The 20268-nt window shown below is 72.4% G+C and carries 18 protein-coding genes and 1 pseudogene; 15 read left to right on the top strand and 4 right to left on the bottom strand.

Going from position 1 to position 20268, the window contains the following annotated elements; translation table 11 throughout:
• Nucleotides 1–78: 78 nt before the first annotated feature.
• The 13 genes and pseudogenes from ACF08F_RS22640 (at nt 79) to ACF08F_RS22580 (ending at nt 14356) form a co-directional block, all read left to right on the top strand.
• A complete protein-coding gene (locus tag ACF08F_RS22640) occupies nt 79–1362 on the top strand; it encodes an ABC transporter substrate-binding protein (protein WP_392300330.1) in 1284 nt (427 codons plus the stop codon).
• A gap of 113 nt (nt 1363–1475) precedes the next feature.
• Nucleotides 1476–2348 (top strand): carbohydrate ABC transporter permease, encoded by an 873-nt coding sequence (locus ACF08F_RS22635; RefSeq protein ID WP_392300329.1) that lies wholly within the window; start codon nt 1476–1478, stop codon nt 2346–2348.
• 3 nt (nt 2349–2351) lie between these two features.
• Entirely contained in the window at nt 2352–3194 is an 843-nt protein-coding gene (locus ACF08F_RS22630; RefSeq protein WP_392300328.1) for a carbohydrate ABC transporter permease, read from the top strand.
• A 40-nt stretch (nt 3195–3234) separates the two neighbouring features.
• Nucleotides 3235–4497: a glycosyl hydrolase gene (locus ACF08F_RS22625; protein ID WP_392300327.1), complete on the top strand. Its 1263-nt coding sequence runs from the start codon at nt 3235–3237 to the stop codon at nt 4495–4497.
• A gap of 30 nt (nt 4498–4527) precedes the next feature.
• Entirely contained in the window at nt 4528–7548 is a 3021-nt protein-coding gene (locus tag ACF08F_RS22620; protein WP_392300326.1) for an alpha-mannosidase, read from the top strand.
• Nucleotides 7549–7797: 249 nt separating this feature from the next.
• Nucleotides 7798–8004: pseudogene (locus tag ACF08F_RS22615) on the top strand (amino acid permease); the annotation flags it as partial.
• 313 nt (nt 8005–8317) lie between these two features.
• On the top strand, nt 8318–9163 hold the full coding sequence (locus ACF08F_RS22610) for a HipA family kinase (protein ID WP_392300325.1): 846 nt from the start codon (nt 8318–8320) through the stop codon (nt 9161–9163).
• Nucleotides 9160–9543 (top strand): DUF3037 domain-containing protein, encoded by a 384-nt coding sequence (locus tag ACF08F_RS22605; protein WP_392300324.1) that lies wholly within the window; start codon nt 9160–9162, stop codon nt 9541–9543. The genes ACF08F_RS22610 and ACF08F_RS22605 overlap by 4 nt, the downstream gene beginning before the upstream one ends.
• A gap of 198 nt (nt 9544–9741) precedes the next feature.
• Nucleotides 9742–10503 (top strand): 3-oxoacyl-ACP reductase FabG, encoded by a 762-nt coding sequence (fabG, locus tag ACF08F_RS22600; protein ID WP_392300323.1) that lies wholly within the window; start codon nt 9742–9744, stop codon nt 10501–10503.
• Between the two features lie 28 nt (nt 10504–10531).
• Nucleotides 10532–11299 (top strand): SDR family oxidoreductase, encoded by a 768-nt coding sequence (locus ACF08F_RS22595; RefSeq protein WP_392300322.1) that lies wholly within the window; start codon nt 10532–10534, stop codon nt 11297–11299.
• Between the two features lie 148 nt (nt 11300–11447).
• Nucleotides 11448–13025: an ABC transporter substrate-binding protein gene (locus tag ACF08F_RS22590; protein WP_392300321.1), complete on the top strand. Its 1578-nt coding sequence runs from the start codon at nt 11448–11450 to the stop codon at nt 13023–13025.
• 106 nt (nt 13026–13131) lie between these two features.
• The gene (ung, locus tag ACF08F_RS22585; protein ID WP_392300320.1) at nt 13132–13815 is read left to right on the top strand and encodes a uracil-DNA glycosylase; all 684 of its coding nucleotides are present in this window, start codon (nt 13132–13134) and stop codon (nt 13813–13815) included.
• A 70-nt stretch (nt 13816–13885) separates the two neighbouring features.
• Complete coding sequence (locus ACF08F_RS22580) at nt 13886–14356, top strand: hypothetical protein (protein ID WP_392300319.1); 471 nt, start codon at nt 13886–13888, stop codon at nt 14354–14356.
• Between the two features lie 138 nt (nt 14357–14494).
• Here ACF08F_RS22580 and ACF08F_RS22575 read toward each other — a convergent pair whose 3' ends face one another.
• The 3 genes from ACF08F_RS22575 to ACF08F_RS22565 all read right to left on the bottom strand — a co-directional run bounded on the left by ACF08F_RS22575 (nt 14495) and on the right by ACF08F_RS22565 (nt 16403).
• Nucleotides 14495–15010, bottom strand: a complete 516-nt coding sequence (locus ACF08F_RS22575) for a hypothetical protein (RefSeq protein ID WP_392300318.1) — start codon at nt 15008–15010, stop codon at nt 14495–14497.
• Between the two features lie 102 nt (nt 15011–15112).
• Nucleotides 15113–15649 carry a DinB family protein gene (locus tag ACF08F_RS22570; RefSeq protein WP_392300317.1) on the bottom strand — a complete coding sequence of 179 codons (537 nt, stop codon included), beginning with the start codon at nt 15647–15649 and terminating at the stop codon, nt 15113–15115.
• A 79-nt stretch (nt 15650–15728) separates the two neighbouring features.
• Complete coding sequence (locus tag ACF08F_RS22565) at nt 15729–16403, bottom strand: TetR/AcrR family transcriptional regulator (protein WP_392300316.1); 675 nt, start codon at nt 16401–16403, stop codon at nt 15729–15731.
• 100 nt (nt 16404–16503) lie between these two features.
• Between ACF08F_RS22565 and ACF08F_RS22560 the strand changes: the two genes are divergently transcribed.
• Both ACF08F_RS22560 and ACF08F_RS22555 read left to right on the top strand, forming a co-directional pair.
• The gene (locus ACF08F_RS22560) at nt 16504–17691 is read left to right on the top strand and encodes an FAD-dependent monooxygenase (protein WP_392300315.1); all 1188 of its coding nucleotides are present in this window, start codon (nt 16504–16506) and stop codon (nt 17689–17691) included.
• Nucleotides 17692–17792: 101 nt separating this feature from the next.
• On the top strand, nt 17793–18698 hold the full coding sequence (locus ACF08F_RS22555) for a Gfo/Idh/MocA family protein (protein ID WP_392300314.1): 906 nt from the start codon (nt 17793–17795) through the stop codon (nt 18696–18698).
• On the opposite strand, the gene lnt is transcribed toward ACF08F_RS22555, so the two are convergent.
• Complete coding sequence (gene lnt / locus ACF08F_RS22550) at nt 18622–20229, bottom strand: apolipoprotein N-acyltransferase (protein ID WP_392300313.1); 1608 nt, start codon at nt 20227–20229, stop codon at nt 18622–18624. The genes ACF08F_RS22555 and lnt overlap by 77 nt on opposite strands.
• Between the last annotated feature and the right edge of the window lie 39 nt (nt 20230–20268).

Raw genomic sequence — 20268 nt, 5'->3', positions numbered from 1 at the left:
AGCGATTGTAGCCCGGTGGATGCTGCGGCAGCACTGAAGCGGTTTAGTAGATGCTCGTCAGACAGGGAGACCTCACTGATGCGAAGCACCCACTGGGCACGGTTGGCACTGGCCGCGATCACGGCCGCGACGCTCGCAGGCTGCGGCCTCGGCGACCCGAACAGCTCGGACGGCCCGGTGGCCGCCGCCACCGGTGAGGTGAAGGGCAAGGTGTCGCTCCAGACCTGGGCCCTGAAGCCCAAGTTCACCGACTACATGGAAGGCGTCATCGACGCCTTCGAGACGAAGCACCCCGGAGTCCAGGTCGAGTGGCTCGACCAGCCGGGCGAGGGCTACTCCGAGAAGGTCCTGAGCCAGGCGTCCGGCGGCACCCTGCCCGACGTGGTCAACCTCCCGCCGGACTTCGCGCTGCCGCTCGCCAGGCAGGGCATGCTGCTGGACGTCGCCAAGGCAGACCCGAAGCTGTCCGGCGACTACGTCGAGGGCGGCATCGACGCCTACCGCTTCGCCGGCCAGGAGGGGGCCTACGGTTTCCCCTGGTACCTCAACACCGACGTCAACTACTGGAACTCCGAACTGCTCTCCAAGTACGGCCTGGACGCCCGGAAGCCGCCGAGCGACCTGGACGAGCTGATCGCCCAGGCGCGGACGGTCAAGGAGAAGTCGGGCGGCTCCACGTACCTGATGAGCCGCAAGCCCGGTCTCGGCGATCTCGCCGACGCGGGGGTGAAGATCATGGCCGACGACGGCAAGAGCTTCACCTTCAACACCCCCGAGGCCGTCGCCGTGCTCGACAAGTACCGCAGCGCCTTCAAGGACGGTCTGCTGCCCAAGGACGTACTCACCGAGACCTACGCCGGAAACGCCAAGCTGTTCAACGCCGGTACGGTCGCGTGGACCACCGGCGGCGGCAACTACATCACCAGCCTCGCCACGGACAACCCCACCCTCGCCCCCAAGGTCCTCCCCTCCGCGGCGATGGGCACCCCGCCGCTCTACGTGCAGGGACTCTCGGTCGCGCGGAGCACGAAGAACCAGGCCGCCGCCGTCGCCTTGGCCCGCTGGGTGACCAACGCCGAGAACCAGGCCGCCTTCGCCCGCCTGACCAGCATCTTCCCCTCCACCAAGGCCTCCGCCGCGGACCCGTTCTTCAGCCGGAGCGACGGCGGTAACGCCGGGAACGCCAAGGTGATCGCGTTCACCTCGCTGGCCGAGGCGCGGATCCTGCAGCCCGTCGAGGTCAACGACGCGATGAAGACGGTGGTCAACCAGCAGATCGCCCTCGCGATCAGCGGCGAGACCGGCTCCAAGGAGGCGCTGGACACCGCGGTCAGCCGCTGCAACCGACTCCTGAAGGGCTGACCCGCCGGAGCCGCGGCGCGGCGGCCTCCCGCCCCCGATCCGGCCACCGCGCCGCCCGGCGCGCACCGCTCCCGCTGCCCCCGTCGGCCATCACCTTCCGGGAAGGCACCTCCATGACCCACCGACGCTGGTTCACCCCCTGGCTGCTCGCCGGGCCCGCCGTGCTCTGGCTGGCGGTCTTCAACCTGTGGCCCGCCGTCAACACGGTGGTCCTGTCCTTCACCGACGCCAAGCCGCTCGGCGGCGGGCACTTCACCGGCCTCGACAACTACGAACGCGCGCTCGACGACGACCAGCTGGCCGACGCCCTGCTCAACAGCATCGTCTACCTGGCCGTCTGCCTGCCGCTCCTCACACTGCTGCCGCTGCTGCTGGCCCTGCTGGTGGAGCGGAAACTGCCGGGCATCACCTTCTTCCGCACCGCCTTCTACACCCCGGTCGTCGCGTCCGCCGTCGTCGTCGCGCTCATCTGGGGCTGGGTCCTCGACGACCGAGGCCTGCTCAACGGCCTGCTCGGACAGCTCGGGCTGACGGACCGGCCCGTCTCGTTCCTCACCGACCGCTGGCTGCTGCTGTTCAGCGCCATCGCCCTGACGACCTGGAAGGGCCTCGGCTACTACATGGTCATCTACCTGTCGGCGCTGGGGAACGTCGGCAGGGAGCTCCACGAGGCCGCAGCCGTCGACGGGGCCTCCGCCCTCCGGCGCTTCTGGCACGTCACGGTCCCCGGGGTGCGGCCCACCATGCTGCTGGTCTCGGTGCTGATCTCGGTGTCCGCCCTCCGGGTCTTCTCCGAGCTGTACGTGCTCTCCAACGGCACCGGCGGACCCGGCGGCCGTGACATGTCGGTGGTGATGCTCATCCAGATGTACAGCCGCGGCTTCAGCGGCCACATCGGGTACGCCTCGGCGCTCAGCCTGCTGCTCTTCGTGATCACCATCGGGCCGATGCTGCTCCTTGCGCGGCTCGGCAGGAAGGCGGCCTGAGCGATGGCCCGAGGCTTCGGAACCCCGTCGGCCGGCGAGAAGACGGTCCGCTACCTGCTCCTCGTCCTCGTCCTGCTGCTCACCGTCGGCCCGTTCCTCTGGCAGCTGTCCACCTCGCTCAAGGGCCCCGGCGAGGACATCTACTCCCGCACCCCCGGCTTCCTGCCGAACGACCTGACGTTCGCCAACTACGCGAAGGTCGCCGACACCGTCCCGGTCTGGACCTACGCCGCGAACTCGCTGGTGGTGGCTGCCATCGCGGTGGTCGGCAACGCCGTCGGGGCGACCCTCGCGGGCTTCGCGCTGGCCCGGCTCCGCTTCCGCGGCGTACGGCTGGTGCTCGGCCTGTTCCTGGCCACGCTCGTCCTGCCCGGCGAGGTCACCATCGTCTCCCAGTACGTGACCGTGCGGAGCCTCGGCCTGACCGACACCCTGACCGGTGTCGCCCTCCCGGGTGCGATCGCGATGCTGAACGTGCTGCTGATGCGCACCGCCTTCGCGGCCGTCCCGCCGGAGCTGGACGCCGCCGCGCTGGTCGACGGCGCCGACGTCTGGCAGCGGCTGGTCCACGTCGGCCTGCCGAACGTGCGCGGCATGCTCAGCGTGGTGGTCATCTTCACCTTCATCGGCGCCTGGGACGACTTCCTGTGGCCGCTGATCGTCCTCAACGACCCCGGCAAGTACACGCTCACCGTCGGCCTGCAGTACCTGAACGGCACGTTCAGCGCCAACCCGCGCGTGATCGCCGCCGGCACCATGATCGCCTTCCTGCCGATCGTCGCCGTGTTCGCCACCCTCCAGCGCTTCTTCTTCCGAGGCGTCGAGGAAGGCGCGGTCAAGGGATGACCGTGCCGGAGAACGTACTCACAAAGGAATCCGCCCGAGCATGACCATCTCCCAGGACAGCCCCCGAGTTCCGCGCTTCGGCGTCAACTACACGCCGAGCGAAGGCTGGTTCCACCACTGGCTCGACTTCGACCTCGACGCCGTCCGCGCCGACCTCGACTCCGTCGCGGCCCTCGGCCTCGACCACCTGCGAGTCTTCCCGGTCTGGCCGCTCTTCCAGCCCAACCGCACCCTGATCCGCCCCCGGGCCGTCGAACAGCTGGTCCAGCTCGCCGACGCCGCCGCCGAGCGCGGTCTGGACGTCGCCGTCGACGGCCTGCAGGGCCACCTCTCCAGCTTCGACTTCCTGCCCTCCTGGACCGCCACCTGGCACCGGCGCAACCTCTTCACCGACCCCGAGGTCCTCGACGGGCAGGCCGTCTACCTGCGCACCCTCGCCGCCGCCCTCTCCGACCGGCCCAACTTCATCGGCATGACCGTCGGCAACGAGATCAACCAGTTCTCCGGCGAGGCGCACCCCGACCCCGACCCGATCACCCCCGGCCAGGCCGGGACCTGGCTGCACCGGATGCTCGCCGCCTGCGAGGAGGGTGCCCCCGGCCGTCTGCACCTGCACGCCGAGTACGACGCCGCCTGGTACGAGGACGATCACCCCTTCACCCCCGCGCACTGCACCCGGATCGGCGCGGCCACCGCGGTGCACTCCTGGGTCTTCAACGGCACCGCGCAGCGACACGGCCCCACCGCCGTCGCCACCGAGCACCACGCCGCCTACCTGGTCGAGCTCTCCAAGGCCTGGGCCCACGACCCCGGGCGCCCGGTCTGGCTCCAGGAGGTCGGCGCGCCCGCCCCGCACATCCCCGCGGAGGGAGCCGACCGGTTCGCCCGCGCGACCGTCGCCGCGGCGCTGGACTGCCCCGGCCTCTGGGGCGTCACCTGGTGGTGCTCCCACGACGTCGACCGGTCGCTCGCCGACTTCCCCGAACTCGAGTACAGCCTCGGCCTCTTGACCAACGACCGGCAGGTCAAGCCGGCCGGTGCGGCCATCGCCTCGCTGGTGGCGGACGTCCGCGCGCACTGGTCGCCGCCGCCGGTCCGCTCGACCGCGCTGGTCCTCGACCTGCCGGACGAGGCGCCGAAGCGGTCGCTCTGCGCGCCCGGTGGAGCGTACTTCGAGGCGTTCATGCGACTCGCCGCCGACGGAGTCCGGCCGACCGCCGTCCTCGCTGGACACTCCGAGGACGCGGAACACCTGGCCGCCCGGGGTATCACCGAACTCGTCACCGTCGACAGGACCAGCTGACCAACCGTCACCCATAGGGAGTCACATTCCATGCACGACGACCGCAGCCTCGTCGAGTCCCGCCTCAAGCGCGTCCTGGAGGAGCGCATCCGCCCGGCCGTGTACCCCGAGTCCGTCCCGCTGGCGGTCGCCGTCTGGACCGCCCCCGACGAACCCGTGCCCGTCGCGGAGGGACTGGCCGCGCCCCGCACCCCGATCGCCGTCGGCACGGAGTGGGGCGCGCCCTGGGGGACCAGCTGGCTGACCGTCTCCGGCACCGTCCCGCAGGAGTGGGCGGGGCGTACCGTCGAAGCGCTGATCGACCTCGGGTTCGACGCCAACATGCCCGGCTTCCAGTGCGAAGGCCTGGTCTACCGGCCCGACGGCACACCGGTGAAGGGCCTCAATCCGCGCAACCAGTGGGTGCGGATCGCCGCCCCGGCGGTCGGCGGAGAGCAGGTGCTGCTCCACGTCGAGGCCGCGTCCAACCCCGTCGTCCTGGACTACCACCCCTTCGTGCCGACCGAGCTGGGCGAGAAGGAGACGGCCGGGGACAAGCCGCAGTACCGGCTGGAACGGATGGATCTCGCCGTCTTCGACGAGACGGTGTGGCAGCTCGTCATCGACCTCGAGGTGCTCGGTGAGCTGATGGCCGAGCTTCCGGTGGAGGGCGCGCGCCGGTGGGAGATCCTGCGTGCCGTCGAGCGGGCCCTGGACACGATCGACCTCCAGGACGTCAACGGGACCGCGGCGGCGGCCCGCGCGGAGCTGGTCGAGGTGCTGTCCTCGCCGGCCGAGCCGTCCGCGCACCTGATCAGCGCCGTCGGCCACGCCCACATCGACTCGGCCTGGCTCTGGCCGCTGCGCGAGACCGTCCGCAAGGTCGCCCGGACCACCGCCAACATGACCGCCCTCCTGGAGGACGAACCCGAGTTCGTCTACACCATGTCCCAGGCGCAGCAGTACGCCTGGATCAAGGAGCACCGGCCGGAGGTGTACGCACGGGTCAAGAAGGCGGTCGCCGAGGGCCGCTTCGTCCCGGCCGGAGGCATGTGGGTGGAGTCCGACACCAACATGCCCTCCTCCGAGGCGATGGCCCGTCAGTTCGTGCACGGCAAGCGGTTCTTCCTGGACGAGTTCGGCGTCGAGAACGAGGAGGCCTGGCTGCCGGACACCTTCGGCTTCGCCGGAGGTCTGCCGCAGATCATCAAGGCGGCCGGCTCCAAGTGGCTGCTGACCCAGAAGATCTCCTGGAGCCAGATCAACTCCTTCCCCCACCACACCTTCCTCTGGGAGGGCATCGACGGCACCCGGATCTTCACCCACTTCCCGCCCGTCGACACCTACAACTGCTCCATGCGGGGCCAGGAGATCGCCCACGCCGCACGGAACTTCAAGGACAAGGGCCGCGCCAGGCACTCGATCGCCCCGACCGGCTGGGGCGACGGGGGCGGCGGGACGACCCGCGAGATGGTCGCCAAGGCCGCGCGGCTGCGCGACCTGGAGGGCTCGGCGCGGGTGAGGTGGGAGCGGCCCGCCGAGTTCTTCGCCAAGGCCGAGGCCGAGTACCCCGAACCGCCGGTGTGGGTAGGCGAGCTGTACCTCGAACTCCACCGGGCCACCCTCACCAGCCAGGCGCGGACCAAGCAGGGCAACCGGGCGAGCGAGAACCTGCTCCGGGAGGCCGAACTCTGGTCCGCCGCCGCAGCCGTCCGCGCCGGAACGCCCTACCCGTACGAGGAGTTGGACCGGATCTGGAAGACCGTCCTGCTGCACCAGTTCCACGACATCCTGCCCGGTTCCTCGATCGCCTGGGTGCACCGGGAGGCGGAACGCACCTACGCCGCCGTGGCGGACGAGCTGAACGGCATCGTCGACCGGGCGCAGCGGGCGCTGGCGGGCCCCGGGGAGGGCACCGTCGTCTTCAACGCCGCTCCGCACGCGCGGGGCGGGGTCCCCGCCGGTGGCGCGGCGCCGGAGACCGGCGCGGGTTCGGGCTGCACGGTGACCGACCGGCCGGGCGGCGGATACGTCCTCGACAACGGGCTGCTGCGGGTCGCCGTGGACGGGTGCGGGCTGGCGGTGTCGGTGCTCGATCTCCGTTCCGGGCGGGAGACCCTCGCCCCCGGAGCGGCCGCCAACCTGCTGCAGATCCACCCCGACTTCCCCAACATGTGGGACGCCTGGGACGTCGACTCCTTCTACCGCAACACCGTCACCGACCTGACGGACGCCGACGCGGTCGAGATCACCGCCGACACCCCGCACCTCGTGACCGTACGGGTCACCCGCACCTTCGGCTCCTCGCGCGCCGTCCAGACGCTCACCCTCGCCGCCGGGGAGCCACGGCTCGACCTCGCCACCGAGGTCGACTGGCACGAGACCGAGAAGTTCCTCAAGGCCTCCTACCCGCTCGACCTGCGGACCGACAGCTACGCCGCCGAGACCCAGTTCGGCCACCTCAACCGCCCCACCCACACCAACACCAGCTGGGATGCCGCCAAGTTCGAGGCCTGCAACCACCGCTTCGTCCACCTGGAGGAACCCGGCTGGGGCGTCACCCTGGTCACCGCCTCCACCTACGGCCACGACGTCACGCGCGCCGTGCGCCCCGAGGACGGCGGCACCACGACCACCGTCCGGGTCTCCCTGCTGCGCGCCCCCCGGTTCCCCGACCCCCACACCGACCAGGGGCTGCACCGCTTCCGGCACGCGCTCGTCCCCGGCGCGGACATCGGCGACGCCGTACGGGAGGGCTACCGCATCAACCTGCCCGAGCGACGGGTCACCGGCGCCGCGGAGGTCACCCCGCTCGTCGCACTCGACAACGACGCGGTCGTGGTGAGCGCGGTGAAGCTCGCGGACGACGGGAGCGGCGACGTGGTGGTGCGCCTGTACGAGGCCCACGGCGGCCGTGCCCGTACCCGGCTCACCCCGGCGTTCGCGCACGGGCCGGTCCGGACGTGCGACCTGCTCGAACGGCCCCTCGGCGACGTCGAGCCGACGGACGACCGCGTCGAACTCCACCTGCGGCCCTTCCAACTGCTCACCCTCCGCTTCACCCGCACCTGACCATCCGGCGCCGGCCGCCCGAAGGGCCGGCGCGTGTAAGGAACGCGTGAAGGGAGCGCACCCGGGCGCAAAGGACCCGTCAGGAACGCCGGAAGTCGACCCGACGGGGGCTCACGCTGGGCAGACAAGCACCGTGAACCGAGGGAGCTCGCCCGCAAGACCGCCCCGACCGCCGGCAGGGACACCGTCTCCGGCGCCGAAGAGCCCCCCGGTGCCGATCCGGTCACCGACTCCGGTGCCCGCCGCAAGCTGACGGCGGTCACCGGACTCGCCGCCGTCTCGCTCGACGCCATGGCCTCCGTCGCGTACGGCCCCGAGGCGATCGTCCTCGTCCTCGCGGCAGCGGGCGGTCACGGGCTCGGCTTCACGCTTCCGGTCACGTCGGCCATCGCGGGTCTGCCGGCCGTCCTCGTGGCCTCCTACCGGCAGGTGATCGCCGCGTTCCCGGACGGCGGAGTCCCCTCCGAGCGGCGCACGCTGGGCCGGCCCATCAGCGCGTACGTACGCGGCCTGCGGGCCTCCGAGCCCGCCACGCGGGTCACCGTGCTCGTCCCGGAGGCCGAGCCGGAGCACCTGTGGCAGCGGCTCCTGCAGAACCAGCGGGCGCGGTCGTCGCCCACGCCGTACGACGGGACACGGACGCCGTGGTCTGCCGACTGAGGTTCCGGCTCGGGTCCCGGCGACCGTGATCCGGGGCATGACCCCCACGCGGCACCGGGAGGCGGTCCTGCGCGGCCGTGGGCGGCGCGCGCGGCGATAGCCTGGGCGGATGCTTACAGAAGTGACAGCGACCCGCTACGTCACGCCCCTGCGTGAGGGCGGCTCGCTCCCCGGGATCGTCGAGGCCGACGATCTCGGCACGTACGTCATGAAGTTCACCGGCGCGGGACAGGGGCGCAAGACGCTCGTCGCCGAGGTCGTCTGCGGGGAGCTCGCGCGCAGGCTCGGGCTGCGCGTGCCCGAGCTCGTCACCATTCAGCTCGACCCGGTCATCGGCCTCTCCGAGCCCGACCAGGAGGTCCAGGAGCTGCTCAAGGCGAGCGGCGGGCTCAACCTGGGCATGGACTTCCTCCCCGGCTCGCTCGGCTTCGACCCGCTCGCGTACGAGGTCGACCCCAAGGAGGCCGGCAAGGTCGTCTGGTTCGACGCCGTGATCAACAACGTCGACCGGTCCTGGCGGAACCCGAACATGCTGGTGTGGCACGGCGACCTGTGGCTCATCGACCACGGCGCCACCATGATCTGGCACCACAACTGGCCCGGCGCGCAGGCCTCCGCCGCCAAGCCGTACGACGCCTCCGACCACGCGCTCGCGCCCTTCGCGCCGGACGTCGCCGCCGCGGCCGCCGAGCTCGCCCCGCTCGTCACCCGCGAGCTGCTCGAAGCGGTCGCCGCCGACGTGCCCGACGAGTGGCTCGTCGACGAGCCCGGGTTCTCCGGCACCGACGAGGTGCGCGCGGCCTACGTCGAGGCGCTCCTGCCCCGCGCCGCCACCATCCACGAGCGGATCACGCTCGGCCCCCGTACCGAGAACCGGCCCCAGCAGCCGCCCGGCTGGCTGGCCGAGCGACTCGCACCCCGGACGCACCCCACCGAGAAGGACAGCACCACGTGACCCAGCGGGACGTCTTCGAGTACGCGCTCCTGCGCGTGGTGCCGCGGGTCGAGCGCGGCGAGTGCTTCAACGCGGGCGTGGTCGTCTACTGCCGCGCCCGGTCCTACGTGGCCGCCCGCACCCATCTGGACGAGGCCAAGCTGGCGGTCCTCGACCCGGCGGCGGACGTCACCGGCGTCCGGGCGGCGCTGCGCGCCGTCGAGGGGGTCTGCCTGGGCGGCGAGGACGCCGGGCAGGCCGCGCGCGACGACGCGGGCCGGCGCTTCCGCTGGCTGATCGCGCCGCGCTCCACGGTCGTGCAGCCGGGCCCCGTCCACACGGGGCTCACCGCCGACCCGGAGGCCGAGGTGGAGCGCCTCCTCGACCTGCTGGTGCGCTGAGACCGGCGGCGGGGTCCGTCGCCGGTCCGCCACGGGGAGTGACCCGGGGCACCCGGTGTGCCGTTGACACCGGGTGCCATCGCTTCTAGCGTCTCGTCCTGCGGACGATACTAAGCGGTCGCTCATGTGCGGGACGCGTGAGCGGCACGCTCGGTCCGTCCGCGTTCACGGTCGATCCAAGGGCGAGGAGAACCCAGCATGTCCACCACCGAGCAGCGCGTAGCCGTCGTCACGGGCGCCGCACGAGGCATCGGCGCCGCCACCGCGCTCCGCCTGGCGGCCGAGGGCCGCGCCGTCGCCGTACTCGACCTCGACGAGGCGGCCTGCAAGGACACCGTCGAGAAGATCACCGCCGCGGGCGGCACCGCCCTGGCGGTCGGCTGCGACGTCTCCGACGGCGCCCAGGTGGAGGCCGCCGTCGCGCGGATCGCCGCCGAGCTCGGCGCGCCGACGATCCTCGTCAACAACGCCGGCGTGCTCCGCGACAACCTGCTGTTCAAGATGTCCGAGTCCGACTGGGACCTCGTCATGAACGTGCACCTGAAGGGTGCGTTCCTGATGTCGAAGGCCTGTCAGAAGCACATGGTGGACGCGGGCTTCGGCCGGATCGTCTCCCTCTCCTCCTCCTCGGCGCTCGGCAACCGGGGCCAGGCCAACTACTCGGCCGTCAAGGCCGGTCTGCAGGGCCTCACCAAGACTCTCGCCAAGGAGCTCGGCAAGTTCGGCGTCACCGCCAACGCCGTCGCCCCCGGCTTCATCGTCACCGAGATGACCGCGCAGACCGCCGAGCGCGTCGGCATGGGCTTCGAGGACTTCCAGGCCGCCGCCGCCTCCATGATCCCGGTCCAGCGGGTCGGCCGCCCCGAGGACGTCGCGAACGCGATCGCCTTCTTCACGGGCGACGACGCGGGCTTTGTCTCCGGCCAGGTGATGTACGTGGCCGGCGGCCCCCTCAACTGACGACCGGACCAATCGAGAGGAGGCGGTCATGACCGCGAACGAACGGCCGGAGCTCTCCGGCAAGGTCGCCCTCGTCACCGGCGCGAGCCGGGGCATCGGCTACGGAATCGCCGAGGCGCTCGTCGCCCGCGGCGACCGGGTCGTCATCACCGGGCGCGGCGAGGAGGCCCTCAAGGAGGCCGTCGAGCGGCTCGGCGCCGACCGGGTGATCGGCGTCCCCGGCAAGGCCCACGACCTGGCCCACCAGGCCGCGGCCGTCGAGGCGGCCATGGACGGCTTCGGCCGGCTGGACTTCCTGGTGAACAACGCCGGCACGAACCCGGTCTTCGGCCCGCTCGCCGATCTGGACCTGGGGGTGGCCCGCAAGGTCTTCGAGACCAATGTGATCTCCGCGCTCGGATTCGCCCAGCGGAGCTGGCACGCCTGGCAGAAGGAGAACGGCGGTGCGATCGTGAACATCGCCTCGATCGCCGGTGTGTCCGCCTCCCCCTTCATCGGCGCGTACGGCATGAGCAAAGCCGCGATGGTGAATCTGACCCTCCAGCTCGCGCACGAGTACGCGCCGCTGGTGCGGGTCAACGCCATCGCCCCCGCCGTCGTGAAGACGAAGTTCGCGCAGGCGCTGTACGAGGGCCGTGAGGCCGAGGCGGCGGCCTCCTACCCGCTCGGCCGGCTGGGCGTCCCGGCGGACATCGGAGGGGCCGCGGCCTTCCTGACCTCCTCGCAGTCGGAGTGGATCACCGGCCAGACCCTCGTCGTCGACGGCGGGATTTTCCTGAACGCCGGAGTCGGCTGACCGATATCCGGACACTTTCCGAATTTCGTGTCCGGATTGGCCCCGGTTATACGTCGAATGAGTCAAGTGCCCCGTCAGACTCGAACATTGACCTGACGGGGTGCTGCGGTATCGTCGGCCGACCCGTGGCTGAACGAGGAGCGTGCACGTGTTCAACCGGACCAGTCTGCAGGCCGCTGCAGCCCTTGCGTCCATATCCCTGGTGTCCGGATGCGGTGTATTTTCGGACAGTGAATCCGCTGGGGACCAGAGAATCGTCATCGGTACGACGAGTTCTCCCACCACGCTTGATCCGGCCGCGGCCTGGGACAATTCCTGGGAGCTCTTCCGGAACGTCTTCCAGACCCTGGTGAGCTTCCCGACCGGCAGTACGGCCCCGCAGTCGGACGCCGCCGACTGCAAGTTCACCGACACGTCGAGCCGCGTCTTCGAGTGCAAGCTCCAGGACGGCCTGAAGTTCTCGAACGGTCACAAACTGGACGCCGAGGCCGTGCGGCACTCGATCGAGCGCATCCGCACGATCAACCACAAGGGCGGCCCGAACGGGATGCTCGGCTCGCTCGGCAAGATCGAGACCGTCGGCGACCGCACGGTCGTCTTCCGCCTGAACAAGCCGGACGCCACCTTCCCCTTCGTCCTCGCGACCCCCGCGATGTCGATCGTGGACCCGGCCGAGTACCCGGCGGACAAGCTCCGCACGGACGGCAAGCTGGTGGGCTCCGGGCCGTACGTCCTCGACTCGTACGAGGAGCGCAAGACGGCCGAGCTGACCAGGAACCAGACCTACAAGGGCTTCGCCGCCCGCAAGAACGGCGGCGTAACCATCAAGTACTTCGACGACTCCGAGGTGATGGTCGACGCGCTCCGCAAGGACGAGATCGACGCCACCTACCGCGGCCTCACGGCCGAGGAGGTCGTCGCGCTCCAGGAGGACAAGCCCGAGAACAAGGGCCTCCAGCTCGTCGAGTCCACCGGCGCCGACATCCGCTACCTGGTCTTCAACACCCAGGACGACTCGGTCGCCGACCCGGCCGTCCGCAAGGCCATCGCCCAGCTCGTCGACCGCGACGAACTGGTCAACAAGGTCTACCAGGGCACCGCCGAGCCCCTGTACTCGATGGTTCCCAAGGGCATCGCCGCCCACACCACCAAGTTCTTCGACCGCTTCGGCATGCCGAGCGTCTCCAAGGCCAAGAAGATCCTCAAGGACGCGGACGTCGAGACGCCCGTCAAGCTGAACTTCTGGTACACGACCGACCGGTACGGCTCCTCCACGGCCGCCGAGTTCACCGAGCTGAAGCGCCAGCTGGAGGAGTCCAAGCTCTTCAAGGTCGAGGTGCAGGGGAAGCCCTGGAAGGACTTCCAGGCCGGCTACCAGGCGGGCGAGTACCCGGTCTTCGGGCGCGGCTGGTTCCCCGACTTCCCGGACCCGGACAACTTCGTCGCCCCCTTCCTGGGCAAGGAGAACGTCCTCGGCACGCCGTACGTGAGCGAGCGGATCACCGGAGAGCTGCTTCCGAAGTCCCGCCGCGAGAGCGACCGCGGGACCGTCACGGACGAGTTCGTCGAGGCCCAGGAGATCATGGTCCAGGACGTCCGTCTGCTGCCGCTGTGGCAGGGCAAGCTGTACATCGCGGCCGGCGAGGACATCGGCGGCGGCGAGCGCGCGCTCGACCCGCAGACGGTCATGCAGCTGTGGGAGCTGCACCGCCGCGCCAGCTGGTAGAACTCCCTGGGTTCGAGCCGTTCAACACACCTGCCGGGGGCCACTGTCAGTGGCCCCCGGTAGGTTTTCGGGCGTAGACAGGAACGTCCACCGGAGGTTGTTGACCGTGACCGACACCAGCATGCTGCCCGAGTCCTGGCGGGGAGTCCTCGGCGAGGAGCTGCAGAAGCCGTACTTCGCCCAGCTCACCGAGTTCGTCGAGGAGGAGCGCGCCAAGGGACCGGTCTTCCCGCCGAAGGACGAGGTCTTCGCGGCGCTGGACGCCACCCCGTACGACAAGGTGAAGGTCCTGATCCTCGGCCAGGACCCCTACCACGGCGAGGGGCAGGGGCACGGCCTCTGCTTCTCCGTCCGCCCCGGCGTGAAGACCCCGCCCTCCCTGCGGAACATCTACAAGGAGATGCAGGCCGAGCTCGGTCACCCCGTTCCGGACAACGGCTACCTGATGCCGTGGGCCGAGCAGGGCGTCCTCCTGCTCAACGCCGTGCTGACCGTCCGGTCCGGCGAGGCGAACTCGCACAAGGGCAAGGGCTGGGAGAAGTTCACCGACGCCGTGATCACGGCCGTCGCCTCGCGCCCCGACCCCGCGGTCTTCGTCCTGTGGGGCAACTACGCGCAGAAGAAGCTGCCCCTCATCGACGAGGAGCGGCACGTGGTGGTGAAGGGCGCCCACCCCTCGCCGCTGTCCGCGAAGAAGTTCTTCGGATCGCAGCCCTTCACCCAGATCGACGCGGCCGTCGCGGCCCAGGGACACGAGCCGATCGACTGGCGCGTCCCGGACCTCGGCTGAGCCTCGGCCGGATCGGGGCCGGGTGCGGCTAGCGTCGGCTCTCCCATTGGGTGATCGGGCGGAGGTCGGCGTGACCGAGCAGCAGCAGGCGGACGACGGGGTCATGACCAGGATCGGGCAGGCCATGATGCTGCTGCACGGCGGCGACCGCGAGGAGGCGCGCAACCGCTTCGGGGTGCTGTGGCAGCAGATCGGCCCCGACGGGGACCCGCTGCACCGCTGCACCCTCGCCCACTACATGGCCGACGCCCAGGACGATCCCGACACCGAGCTGGCCTGGGACCTGCGGGCGCTGAGCGCGGCCGAGGGGCTCGCGGAGGAGCGGCTCGCCGCGCACGGTTCGGCGGTGGCGCTGCGCGCCCTGTACCCCTCGCTCCACCTCAACCTCGCCGCCGACTACGTCAAGCTCCAGCGGCCGGACGCCGCGCGGGTCCATCTGGACCGGGCCCGCGCGGCGTCCGACACGCTCGACGACGACGGCTACGGGAACGGGGTCCGGGCCGCGATCGAGCGCCTGGAGGTGCGGCTCAGGGCCATGTGACGGGGCGGGGGCGTCCGGCCGGCCGGTGCGCGCGGGGGTTCGCCGCGCCCGGCGGCTCGGCTGCGGCAGGCGCGGGGCGAGGCGTTCGGCACGCCGTCGCGCCCGGGGGTTCGGTCGCGCCGGGCCCGGGGCGCCGGCTCACCGGCCGTAGGTGTCGTGGCAGATCCTGGCCTGGTCGCTGCCGGGCCCCCAGCCCCCGTACCGCTCACCCAGGTCGCAGACCTTTGCCCGGGACCGCGGTGGTTCCTTCGGCAGGTCCGCGAGCCCCGGCAGGTCCGGTACGGCGGGCCGGGGCACCGGGACCGGGACCTCGCGGTGCCGGGGGGTGGCGGCCGGGCGCGGCTCCGCCGGCCGCGGCGTGGCCACCGTCCGCCGGTGCTGCTCGGGTACGGCGGCGGGAGCGGGCGCCGGTCGGGGCGTGGTGGACGGCGGGGGCGCCGCGGAGGGCGGGGGAGCGGGGAGCGCCGCTTCGAGGGCCTCGCGGGCCGGGCCCTCGACGATCTGCGGCGCCACCTCCTGCTCGGGCAGGACGGAGCTCTCCGCGGCGGGCGCGGGGGTGGACGCCGGCGGCGACGCGTCCACCGGGGCGCAGCCCGCCAGGGCGGCGACCGCCGCCCCGAGCAGGATCTTCGCTGTGGTTCGGGTTCCATGCACCGCGCCACTCTGCTGGTCCGGCGGTGATCTTCGCGCCCCTACCGGCGGGGAATGCCCCGCACGGGTGAGGCGCCGCGGGACCCTTGACCCGCGTGCCGGACCTCAGTCGCCGGTGGCGCCGTCGATCCGCTCCCGGAGCAGGTCCGCGTGGCCGTTGTGGCGCGCGTACTCCTCGATCATGTGGAGGTAGATCCAGCGGAGGTTGAAGGTCCTCCCGGTGCGGTGCCTGCCCACGCCGAGGTCGTCGAGGCCGTGCGGGGCGGCCACCGTGCGCGCGTGGTCGATCTCGGCCTGCCAGGTCGCGTAGGCCTCCTCGTAGGTGTCCTCGTCCGTGACGTGGATGTCCCGGTCCGGGTCCGCCTCGGTGGAGTAGATCCAGCCCAGGTCCTCGCCGGTCAGCACCCGGCGGAACCAGCCGCGCTCCACCTCGGCCATGTGCCGGACGAGGCCCAGCAGGTTGAGGTCGGACGGCGGGGCGGAGAGGGTGCGCAGCTGGGCGTCGTCGAGCCCCTCGCACTTCCTCGCGAGGGTCGCGCGGTGGAAGTCGAGCCATTCCTCCAGCGCCTCACGCTCGCCCGAGGTGGTGGACGGGTCGACGCGGGGGACGGATGCGATGCGTTCGATGGTCATGCGCGGCATCGTCCCGCAAGATCACCGGGCCACGCCAGTGCTTTCGGCGCGTGCGCCGCGCCCGCGGGGCCTGCCGTCCCGGGCTCGCTCAGGTGGTGCCGAGCATGCCCCTCAGCAGTTCCTCGAAGCCGGTGCGCAGTTCCGCGAGGCCGGGCACGGCGGCGTGGAAGGAGCCAGCGGCGCAGGAGAACATCAGGCCCTCGCACCAGGCGACGAGGGAGAGCGCGTGCCGCTCGGGCGCGGGTGAGCCGACCGCCGTCATCATCGCGACCAGCGGGCCGCGGAAGGCGGAGCCCGCGGAGTCGAAGAAGGTGCGGAGCTCGGGGCGGCGGGTGGCCTCGAGGGCCAGTTCGTAGCGGGAGACCAGCAGTGCGCGGTGGTCCGTCAGATAGCGGTGCAGGGCGAGGGCGAGCGCGTCCACGAGGGCCTCGGGGCTCGGGGGCGCACCCCCGCCGGGACCGGCGTCCGGGCCGCCGCCCGGCAGCTCGTCCGGGGCGAGCACGCGCGCCTCCCAGTGGACCTGGCGGCGGACGGCCGTCTCCAGGAGCGCCTGACGGGTGCGGGCGTGGTTCGAGGTCGACCCCTGCGGCAGCCCGGCCCGTTCGTCCACGGCGCGGTGCGTCAGTCCCCGCATGCCGCGCTCGACGAGGAGGTCGAGGGCGGCGTCGCCGATCCGCTCGGCGCGGGAGGCGGCGGAGGCGGCGGAGGCGGCGGAGACGGGGGAGCCGGGGGACTCCCCGGCCGGGGCGGTCGATGCGCGCATGGGGACAACCTACTACCCGCCCCTGTCCCGGTGACTACACCTGTAGTACGGTTCTGGTGTCGGAGTTACTACACCTGTAGTTGCATCCAGGGGAGCAGTCATGGAACAGCACCGTGCCGTCGTCGTCGGAGCCGGAATCGGCGGACTCACCGCCGCCGTCGCCCTCCACCGCGACGGCTGGCAGGTCACCGTCCTGGAACGCGCCGCCGACCTCGCCCCCGTCGGCGCGGGCATCGGACTCGCCCCCAACTCCCAGCGCGCCCTGGACGTCATCGGCCTCGGCGAACGCGTCCGCGAACTCGCCGCCTGGCAGGGCGACGGCGGCATGCGCACCCCCGACGGCCGCTGGCTCGCCCGGACGAACGCCCAGGCCGCCGCCGCGCGCTTCGGCGGACCGCTGGTCCTCCTCCACCGCGCCACCCTCGTCGAGATCCTCACTTCGGCCCTCCCCGAGGGCACGGTCCGCACCGGCACGGCCGCGACCCTCGCCGACCCCGGCGACGAGCACCGCCCCGCCCGGATCACCACCCCGGAGGGCGGGACCGAGGCCGAACTCGTCGTCGCCGCCGACGGCATCCGGTCCGCGATCCGCCACCGGCTCTTCCCCGGACACCCCGGAACCCGGTACGCCGGCTGCACCACCTGGCGGGTCGTCGTCCCCGCCCCCGCACGGCCCTTCGCCCCGCACGAGACCTGGGGCCCCGGACGCCTCTGGGGCACCCAGCCCCTCAAGGACGGCCGGATCTACGCGTACGCCATGGCCGCCGCCCCCGCCGGCGGCCGCGCGCCCGACGACGAGAAGGCCGAACTCCTGCGCCTCTTCGGCGACTGGCACCACCCCGTCCCCGAGATCCTCGCCGCCGTCGACCCCGCCCAGGTCCTGCGCCACGACGTCCACCACCTGCCCGACCCGCTGCCCGCCTTCCACCAGGGCCGCGTCGCCCTCCTCGGCGACGCCGCGCACGCGATGATGCCGAGCCTCGGCCAGGGCGGGAACCAGGCCATCGAGGACGCCGTCGTCCTCGCCCACCACGCCCGCTCCGGGCCCGGCTTCGACCCCGGCAGCGCGCTCGCCGCCTACACCGCCGACCGCCTGCCCCGCACCACCGCCGTGGTCCGCAGGGCCGCCCGCACCGGAGCGCTCACCCTGCTCTCCGCCCGGCCCGCCGTCGCCCTGCGCTCCGCGCTCGTCGGAGCGGTCTCCCGCTTCGGCCCGGGCCTCGTCCTGCGCGGCTTCGACGGCATCGCCGACTGGCGACCGCCGGTGGCCCCGGCCCGTCCCGCGTAAGCTGACCGGCGCGAACGGCCCACGCGAGCACAGCCCGTGGGCACGTGCGAGCACGGCCCGAGGCCGTGTGACACGACGAACGACACCCCAAGGGAGACCCCGTGAAGGTTGGCTGCATCGGACTCGGCGACATCGCACAGAAGGCGTACCTCCCCGTCCTCGCCGCCCTCCCCGGGGTCGAGCTGCACCTCCAGACCCGCACCGCCGCGACCCTGGACCGGGTCGCCGACTCCCTCCGCCTGCCCGCCGGACAGCGCCACCGCGACCTCGACTCGCTGCTCGCCGCCGGACTCGACGCGGCCTTCGTCCACGCGCCGACCGCCGTCCACGCCGAGATCGTCGGCCGCCTCCTCGAAGCGGGCGTCCCCACGTACGTCGACAAGCCCCTCGCCTACGAGTACGCGGAGTCCGAGCGGCTCGTGGAGCTGGCCGAGAAGCGCGCGGTCAGCCTCTTCGTCGGCTTCAACCGGCGCCTCGCGCCCTCCTACGCGCAGTGCGCCGACCACCCGCGCGAGCTGATCCTGATGCAGAAGAACCGGATCGGCCTGCCCGAGGACCCCCGCACCTTCGTCCTCGACGACTTCGTCCACGTCGTCGACACCCTGCGCTTCCTCGTCCCCGGCGAGATCGAGCACGTCGACGTGCGCGCCCGGATCCGCGAGGGACTCATGCACCACGTCGTGCTCCAGCTCTCCGGCGACGGCTTCACGGCCATCGGCATGATGAACCGGCTGAACGGCTCGACCGAGGAGATCCTGGAGGTCTCGGGCCAGGACACCAAGCGCCAGGTCCTCAACCTCGCCGACGTCGTCGACCACAAGGGCCAGCCGACCGTGCGCCGGCGCGGCGACTGGGTGCCGGTGGCCCGCCAGCGCGGCATCGAGCAGGCCGTGCTCGTCTTCCTCGACGCCGTACGAGAGGGCCGTACGCTCAGTGCCCGTGACGCCCTGCTGACCCACGAGCTCTGCGAGCGCGTGGTCCGCGAGGCGCTGGTCCAGGCCTCCTGAGGGCCCCCGCGCCCTCGGCGGCGCACACGGCGCCCACCACGGCGAGCGCCCCGTACAACGGCCAGTCGCCCCAGCGGACATAGCCCGTCGTCGCCGTCGAGAGCGGCAGCTCGCGCACGGCGACGGCGCTCGCGTCCGTGCCGAGGACGGGCCCGACGCGACGGCCGTCGGGACCGTACGCGGCGCTCACCCCGGTGAGCGTCGCGTGGACGACGGGCCGGCCCGTCTCCGCCGCCCGCAGCGCCGCGAGCGAGGCGTGCTGGGCGGGCGCCCAGCTGTCCTGGAAGGTGCTGGTCGCGGACTGGACGACCAGCAGCCCGGCACTGTCCAGGACGAGGTGCCGGCTCATGTCGGGGAACGCCGACTCGAAGCAGATGAGCGGCCCGATCCGCAGCCCCTCGGCCCCGGTGCCGGCCGGCAGCGTCATCACCACCGGCGCGCCGCCCCGCCGCCGGTCCTCCTCGGCCGCCTTCCCGAACGAGGTCACCCAGCCCAGGGCCCCGCGCGCCGGCACGTACTCGCCGAACGGCACGAGCCGCATCTTGTCGTACCGCTCGCCCGTGAGCCCCGCCGGACCGACGAGGACGGCGCTCTTGAAGATGCCCGGGCGATCGGCGGCCCGCGCGTCCACGTTCACCAGGAGCGGCGCGTCGACGGTCCGCGCCAGCGCGGTGAGCCGGGCCGCGAGATCGGGCCGCCCGGCCGGATCGGCGCCGATGCCGCTCTCGCCCCAGACGACCAGGTCGACCCGCTGCCCCGCGAGCGAGCGCGTCAGCTCCTCCGCGCGGTCGAACCGCCGCTCCGCCCCCTCCGCACCGACGAAGACACCCGGCTGTACGAGTGCCACTCGCACCGTCCCGTGCCCGCGCGGCGCCCCGACGCCCCAGGCCGCCGAGCCCGCCACCAGCGCGCAGGCGACGAGCCCCGCGACCCCGACGGCACGCGGCCCCGGCACCGCGACGAGCAGGGTCACGGCCGTGTTCACCGCGACCACGAGCAGGCTCACCAGCCACACCCCGCCGACCGAGGCGATCCGCAGCGCCGCCGGCACCTCCCACTGGCTCGCGCCGAGCAGCCCCCACGGCCCGCCGAGCCCCTCCCAGGAACGCACCAGCTCGATCAGCAGCCAGCCGGAGGGCACCGCGAACAGGGCGGCGACGGCACGGGCCGGTGACGGCGAACCGCCGAGCAGGGAGCGCACGAGCCACCCCCACGGCAGCCACAGCAGGCCGAGCAGCGCGGCGAGCGGCAGGAGGAAGACGTGCAGGCTGGGCAGCAGCCAGTGGTGGACGGCGAGGACGAAGCCGGCCCCGCCGAGCCAGCCGTCCAGGGCCGCGCGGCGCGCCCCCGGGGCCGTACGGATCAGGAGCAGCCACGGCACGAGCGCCACGTACGCCCACCACCAGAGCCCGGGCGCGGGGAACGCGAGCGCGGGGAGCGCACCGCAGCCGGCGGCGAGCAGGGAGCGCACGATCCCGCGCCGACGGGCGGGCCGGTCCTCCCGGTCCCTCTTCACGAACGGCATGCGCATGGCGGCCTCCCGCCCTTGCCTCAAGTGTGGGACGTGTCG

This window comes from Streptomyces sp. NPDC015130, from assembly GCF_043080005.1.
Taxonomy (GTDB): domain Bacteria; phylum Actinomycetota; class Actinomycetes; order Streptomycetales; family Streptomycetaceae; genus Streptomyces.
Note: the sequence above shows the minus strand (reverse complement) of the source record. Positions and strands in the feature narration are given on the sequence as shown.